Origin of the sequence: Paractinoplanes deccanensis (genome assembly GCF_016862115.1) — a bacterium.
Taxonomy (GTDB): domain Bacteria; phylum Actinomycetota; class Actinomycetes; order Mycobacteriales; family Micromonosporaceae; genus Actinoplanes; species Actinoplanes deccanensis.
The window spans coordinates 36,787-54,385 of sequence record NZ_BOMI01000033.1 but is presented as its reverse complement, the minus strand read 5'-3'; the positions used below and the strand labels follow the sequence as shown (position 1 = coordinate 54,385).

Below are 17,599 nucleotides of genomic sequence, written 5' to 3'. Positions count from 1 at the left end.
ACCTACGCTTGCGTCATGGCTGACGCAGTGCAAAGTTTCGCCGACCTCATCGCCGACGGCCGGCGCGCCAAAGGATGGTCGCAAGACGACCTCGAACGGGAATCCGGCGTCAGCCGCAGCACCATCAGCCGATGGGAACGAGGGCTCGCCGACAGGCCCGAACCCGAACACGTCCGGGCCGTATGCGCCGCCCTCGGCGTCGACCCACGTCGGGCAGCGGTAAGCCTCGGCTACCTGACAGAAGACGACCTTAGAGCAGGGCAGGACCAGTTGCCCCAGGAAGTGGAAGAAGTCCTCGACATCCTGCAAAGCGGCAGCATCTCCGCAGAGAGCCGCCGCGAGTGGATCAACTATCTGAAGTATCTTCAGCAGGCTTCCACGTCAGATCGGCAGACCGGGTGAATCGGGATGGGCGCTGCTCACCCTGCGCTTCCCAATGTTCGCCCCAGGTCAGCTCATCGCCGCGCCACCGCGACTCAGCCAGCCGCCACTTCGACCACCGGCCCGCCTTGCCCACGCGCGACAACACCAGATCGGCTAGACCCATCACCACCGCCCGCTTCTCCCCGACGGTGTAGTCGTCGCCGTACCACTTCCTGGCCAGATCCTGCGGGTCGAAACCGTCCAGTGCCGGTGGCATGACAAGCCGCCGGCGCCGTTCCTGGGCGGCGCCGATTTGCTCATTAAGTGCACGTTCCGTCGATGCCACCAGGGCGAAGCTGGGTCCGTCAGGCAAGGCCGCCTCTCGATGGAGTTCCTTCACCCGCTGATTGAGCGCTCGCAGTTCCTCATCGACCGCTCGCACCGCAACATCGTCAACGGCTGCATGAAACGCAGGAGCACTCATGGCGTCCTGCTGAATAAGCCGAGCAACGATCAGCTGGGAAACCTCGGCGTCGGCCAACCGAATCGCACAGCCCACCTGATGGCAGCCCGGAGTGACACACACGTACGCCGGCGGCCGGTTCTTCCATACCTGACCGTTGAGGCCGACACCGCAGACAGGGCAGCGCAGCGCCCCCGACAGTAGATACTTCAGCCGGCCGTCTGAACGGTGCCTCCTGCCGCGCGTCTCGAGCACTGCCTGAACCCGCGCCGCAAGGTTCGGCTCCACCACTGCTGGCCAGGCGTTCCGTCTGGTGATCTCGCCGCGGAGCACCCGGTGCCCCTGCAAGGCGGGACTCAGCAGCGCCCGGCGAAGCACTGCGCCTCTCCACCTACCTGTTCCCGACGCGGTAGGTACCTGCCAGGCGTTGAGAATCCGCGCCATCATCTCCAGCGGAACCCCGTTGATGACCCCCTCGGCTGCGGCGCGGTAGATCGCTGCCCGCGGCTCGTCGACGACCTGCTGAATCACCCGGCGGCGAGATCCGGACAGCGAGACGCTGTCATCGGTGAAAGACCCGTAGACCCGCTTGTATCCGTCGATCAGAGGGCCGCCTGGGCGGCCCTCGTGGGCGGCGTCAGCCGTACCCGCCATCGTGCGTGCGCGTAGCTTCTCCACCTCACCCTCGGCAGCCATGCCTTCCCGCATGAGGAAGTCGCGGTCCTTCTGGCGCCACGGCTGGTAGGTCTGGGCTTCCTCCTCGTCGCCGTTGCCGAAGATGCGGATCAGCACCTTCAGGTCACGACACAGATCGAGAAAGTCGACCCATTCACGCATGCGCCGAGAGCCACGGGTCACCTCGAGTAGCGAAATCATGCGAGCGTTGCCGGCCTCGATGTGAACCAGCAGGGCGGCGTAGTCGGGCCGGTCCTTGCGGGCGTAACGGCTGGCGGACAGGTCAGGGTCGACGAAGACTCGCCCTGCCTCGATGTCATTCGTGGCGCAGTCGGCCCGCCAAGCCCGTTCCTGGCGTGCCACCGATCGGCCCAGGTCAGTAGTGCTCTTCCTTGCGTACAGGTCGGAGCGCATGGAAGCACGCTACGGCAAACACCGTGCATTACAAACCTGTGGCTGGTCGCAGGCGTACACGATCTCGCGCAGGCGGCCCGGCACCGGCCGCACCGAGCCGGGGAGGTCCGGCAGGCCCGGCTTCTTGAAGAGGCCGTGCGCGACGTCGATGCGCAGGCCGTCGACGCCCCGGTCGAACCAGAAGCGCACCACGTCGTCGAAGAACGGCGCCGTGTCCGGGTGACGCCAGTTCCAGTCGGGCTGCTCCGGCGCGTACAGGTGCAGGTACCACTGTCCGCCGGGCGCCCGCGTCCACGCCGGGCCGCCGAAGACGCTCGGCCAGTTGTTGGGCTTGTCGGCGAAGTGGTAGCGCGCCCGGGCGCCGGGCTCGTCGCGCAGCGCCGCCTCGAACAGCGGATGCTCGCGCGAGCTGTGGTTCGGCACGATGTCGGCGAGGACCCGCAGGCCGAGGGCGTGCGCGGCGGCCAGCAGGCGGTCGAAGGCGGCCAGGTCGCCGAAGAGCGGGTCGACGTCGCAGTAGTCGCTCACGTCGTACCCGTGGTCCGCCTGCGGGGAACGCTGGAACGGCGTCAGCCAGATCGCGTCCACGCCCAGCCCGGCGACGTACGGCAGCCGGGCCGTGATGCCGTCCAGGTCGCCGACGCCGTCGCCGTCCGAGTCGGCGAACGAGCGGGGATAGATCTGGTACGTGACCGTCACCGCACCCCGCCCATCAGCCGGCGGATCGCCGGGCTCAGCTCGACCCCGAAGAAGGTGCGCTCGGCCGTCACGTGAACCATTGGCCCCCAGTACCCATCGGGACGACACTGAAGGCGTGGAAACTGAACTCTTCATCGGCGGCAAGTGGGTCCCCTCCTCGACCGGGGACCGTTTCGACGTGCGAGACCCGGCGACCGGTGACGTGATCGCCTCGGTCGCGGACGGGTCCGAGGCGGACGCGATCTCCGCGGTGGACGCGGCGGCGGAGGCGGGCCCGGCCTGGGCGGCGACTCCTCCCCGCGTACGAGGTGAGGCCCTGCGCAGGGCCTGGGAGCTGATGACCGAGCGGGCCGGCGAGCTCGCCAAGCTCATCAGTCTCGAGAACGGCAAGGCTCTCGCCGACGCCAAGGGCGAGGTGACGTACGCGGCCGAGTTCTTCCGCTGGTTCGCCGAGGAGGCCGTGCGCGGCGCCGGCGACCTGGCCACCGCCCCGTCGGGCGCCAACCGGATCCTGGTGACGCGCCAGCCGGTCGGTGTCTGCGTGCTCGTGACGCCGTGGAACTTCCCGGCCGCCATGGCCACCCGCAAGATCGGGCCGGCGCTCGCCGCGGGCTGCACGGTGGTGCTCAAGCCGGCCAGCGACACCCCGCTGACCGCGCTCGCCATGGCCGCGATCCTCGCCGAGGCGGGCGTGCCCTCCGGCGTGGTGAACGTGCTGCCGTCACGCAGCTCCGGCAAGGTCGTCGGCCGGATGCTCAAGGACCCGCGGGTGCGCAAGCTGTCGTTCACCGGCTCCACCGAGGTCGGGCGCATCCTGCTCGCCCAGGCCGCCGACCACGTGATCAACACGTCGATGGAGCTGGGCGGCAACGCGCCGTTCCTGGTCTTCGCCGACGCCGACCTCGACGCGGCCATCGAGGGCGCGATGATCGCCAAGATGCGCAACGGCGGCGAGGCGTGCACGGCGGCGAACCGCTTCTACGTCGAGGCGCCCGTCGCCGAGGCGTTCTCGCGGCGGCTCGCCGAGCGCATGTCCGCGCTGCGCGTCGGCCCCGGCACCGACGAGAGCACCCAGGTCGGCCCGCTGGTCAACGAGGACACCGTCGGCAAGGTCGACAGCCTGGTCAAGGACGCCCTGCGGGGCGGCGCCACGGCGGCGACCGGCGGCTCGCGCCCCGAGGGCCCGGGCTTCTACTACCCGCCGACCGTGCTCACCGGGGTCGCGCCGGACGCGCCGATCCTGCGGGAGGAGATCTTCGGGCCGGTCGCGCCGATCGTCACCTTCACCGACGAGGCCGAGGCCGTGCGGCTGGCCAACGACACCGAGTACGGCCTGGTGGCGTACGTCTACACCGGCGACCTGGCGCGCGGCCTGCGGGTCAGCGAGGCGATCGAGGCCGGCATGGTGGGCCTCAACCGGGGGCTGGTGAGCGACCCGGCCGCGCCGTTCGGCGGCGTGAAGCAGAGCGGCATCGGGCGCGAGGGCGGCCACGAGGGCCTGCTCGAATACCTCGAGTCCAAGTACATCGCGGTCAGCTGGTAACGGCCTTTCTCATCCGGACGAGCGGGACGGGGGCGCCACCGCGGGCGTCCTCGACCCGTTCGACCACGACGAAGCCGTACGCCTCGTAGAGGGGCTGACCGGAGAGCGTTCCCATCAGTTCCAGCGTCGTGAAGCCCTCGGCCGCCGCGGCCTGCTCGCAGAGCGACAGGATCAGCCGGCCGACGCCGCGCCGCGTGTGCGCCGGGTGCGTGTACATCGCCCGTACCTTGGCCGGGTCCTTCGCCGGATCGAGCAGCGCCGCGTCGCGTCCCGCGGAGTGGTCGCCGCCGTAGAGCGTCGCCCGCCGGCTCCACCCGCCGCAGCCCGCGATCTGCCCGTCGTCGAGCACGACGAAGTACGTCTTGTCCTCGATGAGCTGCGTGTCCAGCCCCATGATCGCGTCGCTGCTCGCGATCTGCGACGGCGTCAGGAAGCCCTTCTGGTTCTCCGCGATGGCGGCGGCGATCAGCGGTTTCAGCGCTTCCAGGTCGGCGAGGGAAGCGAGCCGGCTCGTGAGGGTCATGCCCGTCATCTTCCTCCCGGCTGGGTGCACTGCTATTGTGCTAGTCACCTAGTGAAATAGAGGTTAAGGATGATCGAGTTTCACCTGGACGCGCGATCGGGTGTCGCGCCCTACCTGCAGTTGATTCAGCAGGTGCGTCACGCGCTGCGGCTCGGGTTGCTCAAGGAGGGCGACCGGCTGCCCACCGTCAAGGACGTGGTGGCCCGCGTGGCGATCAACCCGAACACGGTGCTCAAGGCCTACCGCGAGCTGGAGTACGAGGGGCTCGTCCAGCCCCGCCCCGGCCTTGGCACCTTCGTCACGCGCACGCTCGCCGGCGGCGACGAGGCGATCGCGGCGCACGAGCCGCTGCGCCGCGAGCTCACCGGCTGGCTCGGCCGCGCCCGGGCCGCGGGTCTCGACGACGAGGACGTCGAGGCGCTCCTGATCAGCACCTTTCGTGAGTTTTCGGAAGAACGAGCAGGGAGACGGGGATGAGTAGCGTCATCACGACGACCGGCCTCACCAAGCGGTACGGGCGGCGTACCGCGCTCAGCGACTGCACCCTGCACGTCCCGGCCGGCCACGTGGTCGGCCTGGTCGGCCCGAACGGCGCCGGCAAGTCGACGCTCCTGCAGCTCACCTGCGGCCTGCTCACGCCGACCGCGGGCACGATCGAGGTGCTCGGCGAGACCCCGCACACCGGTTCCCCGCGCATCGGGTTCGTCGCGCAGGACACCCCGGTCTACGGCAACCTGACCATCGCCGAGCACCTGCGGTTCGGCGCCCACCTCAACCCCGGCTGGGACCAGGCGCTCGCCGAGGGGCGCATCGCCGAGCTCGGCCTCGACCCGGCGCAGCGCGCCGGCAAGCTCTCCGGCGGCCAGCGGGCCCAGCTCGCGCTCACCCTCGCCATCGCGAAGCGGCCCGAGCTGCTGCTCCTCGACGAGCCGGTCGCCGCCCTCGATCCGCTGGCGCGCCGTGAGTTCCTGCAAGGGCTGATGGCGTACGCGGCGGAGCACGGCACCAGCGTCGTGATGTCCTCGCACCTCGTGGCGGACCTGGAGCGGGTCTGTGACCACCTGATCGTGCTCGTGAACTCGCGGGTGCGGGTGGACGGCGACGTCGAGGAGCTGCTCGGCACGCACCACCGGCTGACCGGCCCGCGCCGCGACCCGTCCACGCTCGGCCCGGGGCGGCACGTGGTGCAGGCCAGCCACACCGACGTGCAGTCCACCCTGGTGGTGCGCAGCACCGCCCCGGTCGACGACCCCACCTGGGCGTCCGACCGGCTCGACCTGGAGGACCTCGTCCTCGCCTACATGACCGAGGCCGGTGCCCACGGCCGCGACCGCGTGCTGGAGAAGCGATGATCTGGCTGACCTGGCGGCAGTTCCGCATCCAGGCCTGGGTGGCGGTGGTCTTCGCCGCCGTCGTCGCGGCCGCGCTCGCGGCGACCGGGCCCGCCCTCTACGACCTCTACCGCAGCAGCGGCTTCGCCGACTGCACCGCCGACTGCGGCGAGATCGCCCGCAACTTCACGGCCCAGGCCACCGACGCGCTCAACACCACGCTGTACGTGGTGGGCACCGGAGCGCTGCTCCTGCTGCCCGGGCTGGTCGGCATCTTCTGGGGCGCCCCGATGGTGGCCCGCGAGGTCGAGACCGGCACCCACCGGCTGGTCTGGAACCAGACGGTCAGCCGGCGGCGCTGGCTCGTCGTCAAGCTGGTCACCGTCGGCCTCGCCACCGTCGTCGTCGCCGTGACGATCAGCGCCGTGGTGACGTGGTGGACCGTGCCGCTCGACGAGGCCGGTCCGGGGCGCATGTACCCGGCGGTGTTCTCGGCCCGCGGTGTCGTCCCCATCGGTTACGCGGCGGTGGGGTTCGTCGCCGGCGTCGTGATCGGCATGGTGGTCCGGCGGGCGATCCCGGCCATGGCGGTCACGCTGCTGGCCGTGGCCCTCGTCCAGGCCGTGGTGCCGTTCGTCGTCCGCGAGCACCTGGTCACCCCGGTCAGCGCCACCGCGGCCTTCGACCCCAGCAAGATCGAGCAACTGGGCATCCATCCGGACAATCGCATCGACGTCACCCAGGGGCCACCGGTCCGCGGCGCCTGGGTGCTCTCCAACACGATGGCCGGCCCGGACGGCAAGGAGTACCACGGCCCGTCCGATCCCGTGAAATGCGGCCGGGCGGGCGGTCCGCAGGAGTGCGAGCAGTGGCTCGCCGGCCAGAACCTGCGGCAGGAGGTCACCTACATCCCGCCGGACAAGTTCTGGGCCCTCCAGTGGCGCGAGTTCGGGCTGCTCGCCGTGATCGCGGTACTGCTGTCGGTGTTCTCCCTCTGGTGGATCCAGCGCAGAGTGGCTTAGCGTGAGATCTTCTCCGTCATCGATATGTAACGGGGAGGAAACGGATGAAGATCTCACGGACCCTCGCCGCGGCGGCGGCGGCCACCCTGGCCGCCGCCGCGCTCACGGGCTGCGGCGACGACGACGGCGGCGGTGAGGGCGGGGGCGCCCTCACCGTCTGGAGCCTCGAGAACCAGACCGACCGCGTGCAGGCCACCCAGGCCATCGCGGACAAGTTCACCCAGGCCACCGGCGTCCCGGTCAAGATCGTGGCGACCGACGAGAACCAGTTCTCCAGCCTGATCACCTCGGCCGCGGCGGCCGGCACGCTGCCCGACGTGGTCGGCGCGCTGCCGCTGGCGGCGGTGGCGCAGATGGCCACCAACGACCTGCTCGACACCGACGCGGCCAAGGCGGTCGTCGACGGGCTGGGTGGCGCGACCTTCTCGCCGCGGGCGCTGGAGCTGACCGGGCAGGACGGCAAGCAGCTCGCGGTCCCCTCCGACGGGTGGGCCCAGTTGCTCTTCTACCGCAGCGATCTCTTCAAGGCGGCGGGCCTCGGCGCGCCGGACACCTTCGACAAGATCCGGGCGGCGGCGCAGAAGCTGAACACCGGCGGCGTCGCGGGCGTCACCATGGCGACCGTGCCGAACGACGCCTTCACGGCGCAGAGCTTCGAGAACTTCGCGCTGGGCAACGGCTGTGAGCTGGTCACGGCCGACAAGACGGTCACGCTCGACGCGCCGCCGTGCGTCGAGACCTTCCAGCTGTACGGGGACCTGGTCCAGAAGTACTCGGTGCCGGGCGCCCAGGATGTCGACAGTACGCGCGCCACCTACTTCGCCGGCAAGGCCGCCATGGTGGTCTGGTCGTCGTTCCTGCTCGACGAGCTCGCCGGGCTGCGCAACGACGCCCTGCCGACCTGCTCGCAGTGCAAGTCCGACAAGGAGTTCCTCGCCAAGAACACCGGCGTGGTCACCGCCGTCTCCGGCCCGAGCGGCAAGCCCGCCCAGTTCGGCGAGATCACCAGCTGGACCATCACCAAGGACGGCGCGAACACCGGCAACGCCAAGAAGTTCGTGTCGTACATGATGAACGAGGGCTACTCCGACTGGCTCGGGATCGCCCCGGAGGGCAAGTTCCCCGTCCGCAAGGGCGACTCCGGCTCGCCGGACAAGTTCACCACCGCGTGGAACTCGCTGCCCGCCGGCGTGGACAGCAAGAAGCCGCTGGGCGAGGTCTACCCGGCCGAGGTGATCACGGCGCTCGCCAAGAGCCCGGACACGTTCCAGCGCTGGGGCTTCCCGCAGAAGCAGGGCGCGCTGGTCGGCGCCACGCTCGGCGAACTGCCGGTACCCAAGGCGATCAACGCACTCGCGGGCGGCGAGACCGACGCCGCCGGCGCCGCCAAGCGGGCGGCCGACGACGTCAAGTCCATCCAGAAGACCCTCGAGTGATGGTCGCGACCTCACGGAAGGACCCGCCGGCCCCCACGCCGGCTGCCGCCAGCCGCCGGGTGCTCACCCGGCGGCAGCGGGAGAACCGCGCCGGCCTGGCCTATCTCTCCCCGACCCTGATCGTCGTGCTCGTGGTCGTGGTGCTGCCGGTGCTCTGGACGGTCATGCTGGGCTTCCAGCGCATCCGGCTGATCAACCTGCGCCGCGCGGGCGTCTTCGGCGACTACACCCTGGCCAACCTCGAGCTCGTGCTCACCTCGCCCGGCTTCTGGTCGTCGCTGTGGACCACGCTCGTCTACACGATCGGCGCGACGTTCGGCTCGATCCTGCTCGGGCTGATCGCGGCGCTGGCGCTGCGCGGCCGGTTCCGCGGGCGCACGTTCGTGCGGGCGTCGGTCCTGCTGCCGTACGTGGCTCCGGTGGTGGCCGTAACGTTCGTCTGGGAGAGCCTGCTCAGCCCTCAGTTCGGCCTCGCCAACAACTGGGGCACGCGGTTCCTGGGCTGGGACCGGCCGATCGCCTTCCTCAGCCAGCGGGAGTACGAGGTGTCGCTGTTCGGCTGGCACTTCGACGTCCCGCTGGCGCTGCTCACGGTGATCGTCTTCGAGGCGTGGCGGTACTTCCCGTTCGCGTTCCTGTTCCTGCTCGCGCGCCTGCAGGCCGTACCGCAGGATCTGGAGGAGGCCGCGCGGGTCGACGGCGCCGCACCCACGCAGATCTTCCGGCACGTCCTGCTGCCGCAGCTCGGCGCGGTGATCGCCCTGCTCACGGTCCTGCGGTTCATCATGACCTTCAACAAGTTCGACGACGTCTACCTGCTCACCGGCGGCGGCGCCGGCACCGAGGTGGTCAGCGTGCGGGTCTACAACTTCCTGACCGCGCGCTTCGACATCGGCGCCGCCTCGGCGCAGGCGCTGGTGCTCGCCCTCGGCCTGATCGTCCTGCTGGCGGTCTATCTCAAGTTCCTGGCGCCGCGGGTGGAGGGCGAGAGCTGATGGCCGACCGGGCGATGGTCGAGACCCGCGTGCTGCGGGTGCTGCGCTGGGTGGTGATCGCCGGGCTGGTCCTGGTGACCCTCTTCCCGTTCTATTACATGCTGCTGCTGTCGATCCGGCCGATCGAGGAGGTGCTGCAGAACCCGGGGCGCGTCTGGGCGGGCCCGGCGGACTGGACGATCACCACGTACCGCGAGGTGCTGACCTCCGCCGAGGACGGGGGACAGGGCTTCGTCAAGTTCTTGGCCAACTCGGCGCTGGTCTCGCTGGCCGCGACGGCGGTCACGCTGCTGGTGTCGATCCCCGGGGCGTATGCGGTGAGCCGGTTGCGCTTCGTCGGCCGCAAGCAGGTGCACTTCCTGTTCCTCGCCGTCTACCTGTTCCCGTCGATCCTGCTCGCGATCCCGCTCTTCGTGCTCTTCACGCGGCTGGGGCTGCGCGGCTCGCTCGGCGGGCTGACGATCGTGTACATCGCGCAGACCGTGCCGGTCTCGATCTACATGCTGCGCAACTACCTGACGACGATCCCGGAGAGCCTGGAGGAGGCCGCGGCGGTCGACGGCTACTCCCGGCTCCAGACGCTACGCAAGATCGTACTGCCGCTGGCGGCACCCGCCGTGATGGCGAACGCGCTCTACGTGTTCATGATCGCCTGGAACGAATTTCTCTTCGCTCTTTTGTTCCTGGTGGAGGACCGGGCCGATTGGACCGTTTCGTTGGGGCTTGCCCAGCTTTCCGGGGGCATCGAGGTGAGCAAGACGGTGCTCATGGCGGGCTCCGTGGTGCTGACCGTCCCCATCGTGATCATCTTCTTCGCGGCCGAGCGGCTGCTGACCGAGGGGCTCACGGCCGGCGCGGACAAGGGCTGACCAGGGCATGATCACAGGCATCGATACGGTGTGTAGTGAGAAGGTGATAACTCCGCGGAAATGAACTATTTTTCTCTCCGGCACCGTACCCCTTGTCGAGTGCATTGACGGCTATCCGATACTAGGTCCGCTGTTCGGGCGTCATCCAGGTCGGGTTCCACCGGAGAGGACAACTCACCCATGCGCAAGAAACTGTTGGCTCTCGCCATGGCGGGTGTGATGGCGACAGCCACCATGACTGCGTGTGACGACTCCAGTGACTCGAGCGAAGCCAGTGGTGGCACCAACACGAGCAACGGCGGCAAGGCGCGCGTGGGCGTGATCCTCCCCGACACCAAGAGCTCGCAGCGCTGGGGCAACGACGACCCCAAGTACCTGCAGGCGGCGTTCGACAAGGCCGGCGTCCCCGTCGAGATCCAGAACGCCCAGGGCGACGAGGCGAACTTCATCAAGATCGGCGAATCGATGATCAACAGCGGCGTCAAGGTGCTGATCATCGCGAGCCTCGACGCGGCCAGCGGCAAGGCCGTCCTCGACAAGGCCCGGCAGAACAAGATCCCGACCATCGACTACGACCGGCTCACCCTCAACGGCGGCGCCGACTACTACGTGAGCTTCGACAACGAGGACGTCGGCCGGCAGCAGGCGCGGGCACTGAGCAAGTGCCTGGAGCAGCGCAACGTCGCCAACCCGGTCATCGCCGAGCTGAACGGCTCGAAGTCCGACAACAACGCCACGCTTTTCAAGAACGGCTACGACGAGATCCTTCAGCCGATGTACGACAACGCGCAGGCCAAGAAGGGCCCGGACCAGTGGGTGCCCGGCTGGGAGCCCGAGGAGGCCGAGAAGATCTTCAAGCAGATGATCGGGCAGGCGCCGAACATCGGGGGCGTGCTCGCCGCGAACGACGGCATCGCCGGCGCGGTCATCAAGGTGCTCAAGGCGAAGGGCCTCAACAAGCGGGTGCCGGTCACCGGCCAGGACGCCACCCTCGAGGGCGTGCAGGCGGTCCTCACCGGCGACCAGTGCGTCACCATCTTCAAGCCGCTCGAGCAGGAGGCCGCCGCCGCGGCCAACGTGGCCATCGCGCTGTTCAAGGGCCAGAAGCCGCAGGTCACCGACAAGATCAAGGACCCCGAGTCGGGCGCCTACATCCCGTTCAAGTCGATCCTCGCCCAGTCCATCACCAAGGACAAGATCAACAACGTGATCAACGCGGGCTTCATCGACAAGAACAAGCTCTGCGCCGGCGCCTACGCCAAGCTCTGCACCGCCAACAAGATCGGCGTGCCGGCCAGCGCCGACACCGACGCCGACGCGGAGTAACCCGCGCTCAGGCAGGGGCCAGGCGGATCCGCACCCGGCGGTTCTGCCGGCCCTTGCTCTCCACCTTGACCACCTCGACCCGGCCCACCTGCCGGGTCGAGGCCACGTGCGTCCCGCCGTCGGCCTGCACGTCCAGCCCCACGATGTCGATCACCCGGATCTGCGGCTCGCCGAGCGGCGGCAGGGCATCCTGCGTCCGCACGAGCGTCGGAATCCGCAGCGCCTCCTCCCGCGGCAGCACCCGCGCCACGATCTTCCGATCCGCCGCGATCTCCGCGTTGACCGCGTCCTCCAGCGCCTGCTTGAACCCCGCCGGCACCTCCGGCAGATTGAAGTCCATCCGCGCCTCGCCCGGCTGCATGTTGCCGCCGGTGACCAGCGCCCCGAAGTCGCGGAAGACCGTGCCGCACAAGATGTGCAGCCCCGAGTGCGTCCGCATCAGCGTGCTGCGCCGGGCATCGTCGATCGCCCCGCGAACCTTGGTCCCCGCGACCGGCACCGGATCACCGGCGGCCGGGATCAGATGGAAGTCGTCACCCTTCCTGGTGTCGACGATCCGGGTCTGCACACCCTCCCAGAGCAGCACCCCGTGGTCCGGCGGCTGCCCGCCCCCACCGGGGTAGAAGGCCGACCGGTCGAGCACGATCCCCCGCTCCGGGTCGGCGGGATCGGACCACACCACCGTGCAGTCCCACTCCCGCAGCGTCGGATCGGCCCAGTCCAGACGTTCACCCATGGCCCGACCCTAGGGCATGAGCCGCCGTCAGTGCCGGTACGCAAATCGGAACTGATCTCTCCTGACGGCCTCGCGGAGGCCGCGGAAGCAGCGAGGATCCCGCGCGGCGAGCTCGTCGAGGTAACGGTAGGCCTCCTCGGTGATCTCGACGGAGCGAGCGACGTCGCCTTCGCTCCAGAGCGTGATACGGGCGAGATCCACCAGGTAGACCGCGAGGTTCGGAAGGTGCGCATCCCCCTCCGCGCCGACTGCCGCGCGCAGGAGACTGACCGCTTCCGCGCAGGCCTCGAGCGCCTCATGCGATCGGCCGGCCCGAACCAGCTCGAGCGCATGGCTGTTCAGTGAGTCCGCGAGGCCCGGCACATAGGCTTCGGGATTGCGAGCGGCAAGCTGCCGGTACAGGAAGATTGCTTCCTCGGTGGCACCCAGCGCCTCCGCCGGCTGCCCGTCCACGACGGCTTGAAACGCTGGGTTGAGCAGCGACATGGCCAGGTCGGGCAGATAGGCGTCCGGATTGTCGCCCGCTCCACGAGAGCGCCGGCCACCTGCCGCCCGAGGGGCTTGGCAGCGACCGCGGCAGTCATCCGTGGCGTGAACTGGCGAGGGAACTGGACGGCGATCGTAATGACTGCCTCAGTCATGCGGGGGACGTCCGCGTCGAGTGCGATGGTGATCATCGCATCGGCGTCCGGTTGGTGAGCGCTTGCTCGCCCCAGCGTCGTCAGCGCCTGGGCCGCCTGAGCGGCCGACAAACCCTGAAAGAGGGCGGTGCGCCTGTCGGGCGGCTGCTCGTGTAGTACCTGCACGGCGAGGGACTCGGCGAGGAGGTCAGGATGGACGGCGCCCAGGTCGCCGCCCGCCGCCTCGGCCGGGTACAGACTGGTCAGCCAGCCGGCGTAGCGCCGTGTGAGACGCCGATCGATACCGGCCAACGACGGCGCCCTGCTGACGAGGTCGGCCACTTGGTCGTCGCCGGAAGCGCCCAGCAGCGCCGCCTGGCCGGCGAGCTGCCGCAGCGCGATGTCCGAATCGGGTTCCTCGCCGGCGGGAAGGCCCGCGCGCCGGGCAACGCTTCGCCAATACCGGGCTTCGTGAGCCAACACCTCGGCCAGCACATCGGCCGAGCCGGAGCGGTGGCCGCCGCTCAGGACGGCCACCAGAGCCTCTGCGTGCAGACGAAGAATCGGCGTGTCCGGATCGCCATGGCACTGCGGCAGGGGCGGAACGGGAAGGCGCAGATGCTCGGCGAAGGCGGCCACGGCGCCGGCCACGATCTGGCCGGGTGCCCGTTCCTCGATGCGCGCGCTCAACTCGATCACGTTGCCCGGGACGGTGAGCGCGTCGACAAGGTGGCCCTGCTCGGGGTATGCCGCCGAGAGCGTCCGCCACCACAGGTTGGCGTTGCGGGCGAGCAGCAGCACCTTCGTGCCGTCGGATCGCTGCGCGGCGCTGCAGCCGGACGGGCACGAACGTCCGGCCGGGCACGCGGCGGCAGAAGTGCCACGCGAGACGGGTCTTTCCCACTCCGCCCGCTCCGATCAGCAGCCGAACGGCCGAGGCCGACGGGTCTGCGACCCAGTTCTCCAGCTCTCGAAGAACCCAGCCGCGGCCGAAGAACTCGACCACGTGCCGGCGTGGATGCAGGAGCAGCGCCACCGACTGCGGAAACTCCGCCGACTCGATGTCCCGCATGCGGCGAGCTTGCCGCTCCCGGCGGTCCTGGCGGGCGGCGCGCCGATCGGCGATCGTGGGCCCGAAGGCGCCGGCCACGGCAGCGGCGGAGGCGGACACGGCCGTCCATCCGGCCTTGTTGTCAGCCAGGGCGGCCCATGCGCCCACGCCGGCGACGGCGGCCGGCACTCCCGACCACCACAGGCGCCGCCGAAACCTCATTGATAAGCCGCCACGCACGTCCACACCGTACTGACGCGGGTCCGGGCAGCACAGCGTCCGCCGCGCGAGTGTCGGCCTTGTTCGCTCGCTTTCACGACGCCACCAGGGCGGCCGCCGGAAAGCGGGGTGGTGACGACGGCGAAGGGTGCGCTTGGATGGGCTCGTGCGGGGTCGGGGGCTCTTCCTGGTGTTGGTGGCGGCGGTGATCGCCGCCGCGGCGGCGGGCCTGGCCTCGGTGGCGGCGAACGCGGCGACCGGCAGCGAGGTGAGCTGGTGGCCGGCGTGGCTGCCGTCCATGAAGGAGCAGTCTCTGTGGTGGCTGACCGGGTCGATCGTCGCGGTGGCCGGTTCCGGGGTCCTCGTGTGGTGGGCCCAGCGGCGCTACGAAGCCGGCGCCCGGCCCGGCGGGGCACGGCTCGAGATCGCCGGCGTGCGGTTCGCCGCGTCGACGATGCCCCCGGCCGAGCCGGAGGAGGACGAGCTGCTGCCGTTGCGGCCCTCTCCCGGCGTGCGGGTGGTGACCGTCGACGTCCGCGTCGTCAACAGCGGCACGGTCACGGCCGTGCTGAACGGCATCGACCTCACCATTGCCGAGTCCTTCCGGTACACCCCGCACGAGTTCGTCCTGTCGTACACCGCCGGGGCGGTGCTGAGGTCGTCGGCCACCTACCCTGTCACCCTTCCGCCGCCGCGCGACGGCGAGCAGCGGGTCAGCCGCGCCGTCGCGCTCGCGGTCGAGCCGGCCGGGGCGGACAGGTTCGAGGTCCAGCTGATCGACCCGCCGAGCTGGTCCTGGAGGAGCACGACCTTCTACCGGATCGCCATGTCCTTGTCGTACAACAACGGCGCGGCGGTGGACGTCGGCGACCCGTTCGTGGTGGTGTTCCGCGCGTTGCCGGACATCGAGGACCCGGCGGGCCTCGTATCCCTGATCGGCAAGTTCGCCCAGCGCGTGGTGGTGAACCGGAGCCTCGTGGAGATGCGGTACGGGCGCGAATTCGACTGGCCGGCCTGCACCGCGAAGCACCACCCGCATGACGTCCACGGGATGACCGAGGATTTCTGGGAGCCACGCACCGCCGTCGCCACGTTCCTCGACGAGAGGGCGTCGGACCTGTCGAAGATGCGCGCGATCCTGACGTCGGCCCCGAAGACCGTCCAACTGCTCCCGCCCGACCGAGGGACGGCGGACGGTGACCTCGAGGAGTCCCGCTCGGTGCTGCTGCCCGGCGACGTCGTCCGCGATTTCGTCGCGCGCATCGACGAGGTGCTCGACGCCCTGCCCAAGGTCCGCGCCGAGGCGGAACGGCTGATGGACGCCAAGTGCCTGTGACGCCTCAAGGGCTTGCCACCGAACGGCCCGGCCGGAAGGGTGTCGACATGATCGAGGAATGGGTGCTCGCAGGCGAGGCGCGGCGATGACCGGCCGGGTGCGGCAGATGCGGCTGATCGTCGAGGTCGAGGACTTCGACGCCGCGGTGGCGTTCTTCCGGGACGCGCTCGGGCTGCCCGAGGAGGCGGCCTTCAGCGGCGACGGCGACGAACGGGTGATGATCCTGGAGGCCGGGCGGGCCACCCTGGAGCTGGCGAACCCGGCCCACCACCGCTACGTCGACGACGTCGAGGTGGGCCGGCCGGTCGCGCCCCGCTTCCGCATAGCGTTCGAGGTGGACGACGCGCCCGCCCGCACAGCCGAGGCCACCGCGGCCGGCGCCCGGGTCGTCGCGCCCCCGACCGAGACGCCGTGGCGCTCACTGAACGCCCGTCTCGACGCCCCGGGCGACCTGCACGTCACCCTCTTCGAGGAGCTCGAGCGGTGAACACGTGGGCCTCCACATCATCGAGTCGAGCGGACGCGTCGTGGTGCGGTTCGACATCACCGACCGGCGCCCGCCGAACCGTTACTGGCTCGTCGTTGCCACGACCGGCAACGAGGTCTGCGCCGAGGCGCCCGGATTCACCGAGGACGGCCAGGTCACCACGGACACGGCCACGCTGGTCAGGTGGTACGAGGGCCGCATCAGGGACCGCCGTAGTGACGCGGGCGGAGGTGGCCTTCTTCGCTTCCGCGGCGGTCGAGGGGCGTGCCGGGCGGTTCGCGCTGCCGGTGGGATAAATCGATATCGTTTCGCGAGGTGGGCCGGTACGAAGGTCGGGTGCCCTTTCTCGCGTTGTTCGGTGCTGTTCTCCTGCTCGGGGTCGCGGACTCGATGGCCCACTCGTACATCGTGCTGTTCGCGGCGGATGTGGTGGGGCTGACGCCGCTGCAGATCGGTGTGTGGTCGTCGGTGTTCGCGGTCGGCGGGATCACGATCGGCTGGTGGCTGGGGCGGCTGTTCGACCGGCGGCCGGCGCGGGCGTACGGCATCGCGGTGATCCTGGTGGGTGCGGCGGGCTATGCGCTGCTGCCCCGGGTGTCCAGCTTTCTGGTGCTGCTGCTGATGGCGGGGACGATCCTCGGGGCGATGGGTGCGGCGTTCCCGCAGCTGTTCTCGCTGGCGCGGGCCGTGCTCGGCGAGGGGGCGGCCGGGCAGCGCTCGGTGCCGCTGCTGCGGTCGGCGTGGTCGCTCGCGTGGGCGGTCGGGCCGCTGCTCGGTGCGCTGGTGCTGTCCCGGGCCGGCTACTCGTGGCTGATGTGGACGGCCGCGGCGGTGTTCCTGGTCGCCGGTCTCGCCGTGTTCGCGGTGCCGAAGCCCGGCGTGGTCCAGGCGGCCGGCTCGGCGCCGGGCCGCACGCCCGTGCTGCTGACCGTGAGCGTCACGCTGTTCTTCACGGCGATGTTCGCGGGCGGGCTGGCGCTGCCGCTGTACGTCACGCGCGCGCTGCACCAGCCGGCGGCGTCGGTCGGTGTGCTGCTCAGCGTGTGCGCCGCCGTCGAGGTGGTGGCCACGCTGGGGCTGGCGGTGCTCCCGGCCAGGCTGAGCCAGCGCGCCCTGATCGCCGGCGGCTTCGGGTCGTTCGTCGGCTACTACGCCCTCACGGTGGTGTCCACGGGGATGCCGCTGCTCGTGCTGGGCCAGGCCCTGCGCGGCGTGGGCATCGCCATCGTGGGGGCGGCCGGTATCCGCTACTTCCAGGACCTGCTGGCCCCGGCGACCGGGCGGGCCACCACCCTTTTCGCGAACGCGTCGACGGCCGGCCTGCTGGTCTCGGGCATCGTGTCCGGCGTCGCGATCTCGCACTTCGGCTACCGGGCGACCCTGCTGCTCTGCGCGGTGGCGGCGGGGGTGGGTGGGGTCGCTTTCCTGATAGGTACGCGTCGGCGCGCCGCCGGCCGCCGGGAGCTGGCGGAAGCGCCCGCCTGAGCGCTT

At 70.2% G+C, this 17,599-nt stretch carries 17 protein-coding genes and 1 pseudogene; 12 read left to right on the top strand and 6 right to left on the bottom strand.

What is annotated here, in order from left to right; genetic code table 11:
• Window positions 1–15: 15 nt before the first annotated feature.
• Window positions 16–402, top strand: coding sequence for a helix-turn-helix domain-containing protein (locus Ade02nite_RS09435; RefSeq protein ID WP_203761175.1), 387 nt, complete (start codon window positions 16–18; stop codon window positions 400–402).
• Here the strand turns inward: Ade02nite_RS09435 and Ade02nite_RS09430 are convergent.
• Both Ade02nite_RS09430 and Ade02nite_RS09425 read right to left on the bottom strand, forming a co-directional pair.
• Window positions 347–1,915, bottom strand: a complete 1,569-nt coding sequence (locus Ade02nite_RS09430) for a recombinase family protein (protein ID WP_203761174.1) — start codon at window positions 1,913–1,915, stop codon at window positions 347–349. The two genes, Ade02nite_RS09435 and Ade02nite_RS09430, sit on opposite strands and share 56 nt — an antisense overlap.
• Window positions 1,916–2,017: 102 nt before the next feature.
• A pseudogene (locus tag Ade02nite_RS09425) lies at window positions 2,018–2,614 on the bottom strand (alpha-amylase family glycosyl hydrolase); the annotation flags it as partial.
• 115 nt (window positions 2,615–2,729) lie between these two features.
• Here Ade02nite_RS09425 and Ade02nite_RS09420 point away from each other — a divergent pair.
• Complete coding sequence (locus tag Ade02nite_RS09420; protein ID WP_203761172.1) at window positions 2,730–4,157, top strand: NAD-dependent succinate-semialdehyde dehydrogenase; 1,428 nt, start codon at window positions 2,730–2,732, stop codon at window positions 4,155–4,157.
• On the opposite strand, the gene Ade02nite_RS09415 is transcribed toward Ade02nite_RS09420, so the two are convergent.
• Window positions 4,147–4,680, bottom strand: coding sequence for a GNAT family N-acetyltransferase (locus Ade02nite_RS09415; RefSeq protein ID WP_203761171.1), 534 nt, complete (start codon window positions 4,678–4,680; stop codon window positions 4,147–4,149). The genes Ade02nite_RS09420 and Ade02nite_RS09415 overlap by 11 nt on opposite strands.
• Before the next feature lie 69 nt (window positions 4,681–4,749).
• Here Ade02nite_RS09415 and Ade02nite_RS09410 point away from each other — a divergent pair, with 69 nt between their 5' ends.
• From Ade02nite_RS09410 to Ade02nite_RS09380, 7 genes are all read left to right on the top strand, one after another.
• Window positions 4,750–5,157, top strand: a complete 408-nt coding sequence (locus Ade02nite_RS09410) for a GntR family transcriptional regulator (RefSeq protein ID WP_203761170.1) — start codon at window positions 4,750–4,752, stop codon at window positions 5,155–5,157.
• Window positions 5,154–6,032 carry an ABC transporter ATP-binding protein gene (locus Ade02nite_RS09405; RefSeq protein WP_203761169.1) on the top strand — a complete coding sequence of 293 codons (879 nt, stop codon included), beginning with the start codon at window positions 5,154–5,156 and terminating at the stop codon, window positions 6,030–6,032. Before Ade02nite_RS09410 ends, Ade02nite_RS09405 begins: the two co-directional genes overlap by 4 nt.
• Window positions 6,029–7,033 (top strand): ABC-2 membrane transporter-related protein, encoded by a 1,005-nt coding sequence (locus Ade02nite_RS09400; protein WP_203761168.1) that lies wholly within the window; start codon window positions 6,029–6,031, stop codon window positions 7,031–7,033. The genes Ade02nite_RS09405 and Ade02nite_RS09400 overlap by 4 nt, the downstream gene beginning before the upstream one ends.
• Window positions 7,034–7,077: 44 nt before the next feature.
• Entirely contained in the window at window positions 7,078–8,469 is a 1,392-nt protein-coding gene (locus tag Ade02nite_RS09395; RefSeq protein WP_203761167.1) for an ABC transporter substrate-binding protein, read from the top strand.
• Window positions 8,469–9,464 (top strand): carbohydrate ABC transporter permease, encoded by a 996-nt coding sequence (locus Ade02nite_RS09390; RefSeq protein WP_203761166.1) that lies wholly within the window; start codon window positions 8,469–8,471, stop codon window positions 9,462–9,464. The genes Ade02nite_RS09395 and Ade02nite_RS09390 overlap by 1 nt, the downstream gene beginning before the upstream one ends.
• Window positions 9,464–10,333 (top strand): carbohydrate ABC transporter permease, encoded by an 870-nt coding sequence (locus Ade02nite_RS09385; protein WP_203761165.1) that lies wholly within the window; start codon window positions 9,464–9,466, stop codon window positions 10,331–10,333. The genes Ade02nite_RS09390 and Ade02nite_RS09385 overlap by 1 nt, the downstream gene beginning before the upstream one ends.
• Window positions 10,334–10,513: 180 nt before the next feature.
• Window positions 10,514–11,659, top strand: coding sequence for a sugar ABC transporter substrate-binding protein (locus tag Ade02nite_RS09380; RefSeq protein ID WP_203761164.1), 1,146 nt, complete (start codon window positions 10,514–10,516; stop codon window positions 11,657–11,659).
• A gap of 7 nt (window positions 11,660–11,666) precedes the next feature.
• Here the strand turns inward: Ade02nite_RS09380 and Ade02nite_RS09375 are convergent, their stop codons facing one another.
• The 3 genes from Ade02nite_RS09375 to Ade02nite_RS09365 are packed head-to-tail and all read right to left on the bottom strand — an operon-like array spanning window position 11,667 to window position 13,816.
• Entirely contained in the window at window positions 11,667–12,395 is a 729-nt protein-coding gene (locus tag Ade02nite_RS09375) for an alanyl-tRNA editing protein (RefSeq protein ID WP_203761163.1), read from the bottom strand.
• A gap of 27 nt (window positions 12,396–12,422) precedes the next feature.
• Window positions 12,423–12,758, bottom strand: coding sequence for a hypothetical protein (locus tag Ade02nite_RS09370; protein ID WP_203761162.1), 336 nt, complete (start codon window positions 12,756–12,758; stop codon window positions 12,423–12,425).
• The gene (locus tag Ade02nite_RS09365; RefSeq protein ID WP_203761161.1) at window positions 12,734–13,816 is read right to left on the bottom strand and encodes a hypothetical protein; all 1,083 of its coding nucleotides are present in this window, start codon (window positions 13,814–13,816) and stop codon (window positions 12,734–12,736) included. Before Ade02nite_RS09365 ends, Ade02nite_RS09370 begins: the two co-directional genes overlap by 25 nt.
• A gap of 635 nt (window positions 13,817–14,451) precedes the next feature.
• On the opposite strand from Ade02nite_RS09365, the gene Ade02nite_RS09360 reads away from it, so the two are divergent.
• The 3 genes from Ade02nite_RS09360 (at window position 14,452) to Ade02nite_RS09350 (ending at window position 17,593) form a co-directional block, all read left to right on the top strand.
• On the top strand, window positions 14,452–15,621 hold the full coding sequence (locus tag Ade02nite_RS09360) for a hypothetical protein (RefSeq protein WP_203761160.1): 1,170 nt from the start codon (window positions 14,452–14,454) through the stop codon (window positions 15,619–15,621).
• 58 nt (window positions 15,622–15,679) lie between these two features.
• A complete protein-coding gene (locus Ade02nite_RS09355) occupies window positions 15,680–16,108 on the top strand; it encodes a VOC family protein (RefSeq protein WP_239168657.1) in 429 nt (142 codons plus the stop codon).
• Window positions 16,109–16,444: 336 nt separating this feature from the next.
• The gene (locus Ade02nite_RS09350) at window positions 16,445–17,593 is read left to right on the top strand and encodes an MFS transporter (protein ID WP_203761159.1); all 1,149 of its coding nucleotides are present in this window, start codon (window positions 16,445–16,447) and stop codon (window positions 17,591–17,593) included.
• Window positions 17,594–17,599 lie beyond the last annotated feature (6 nt).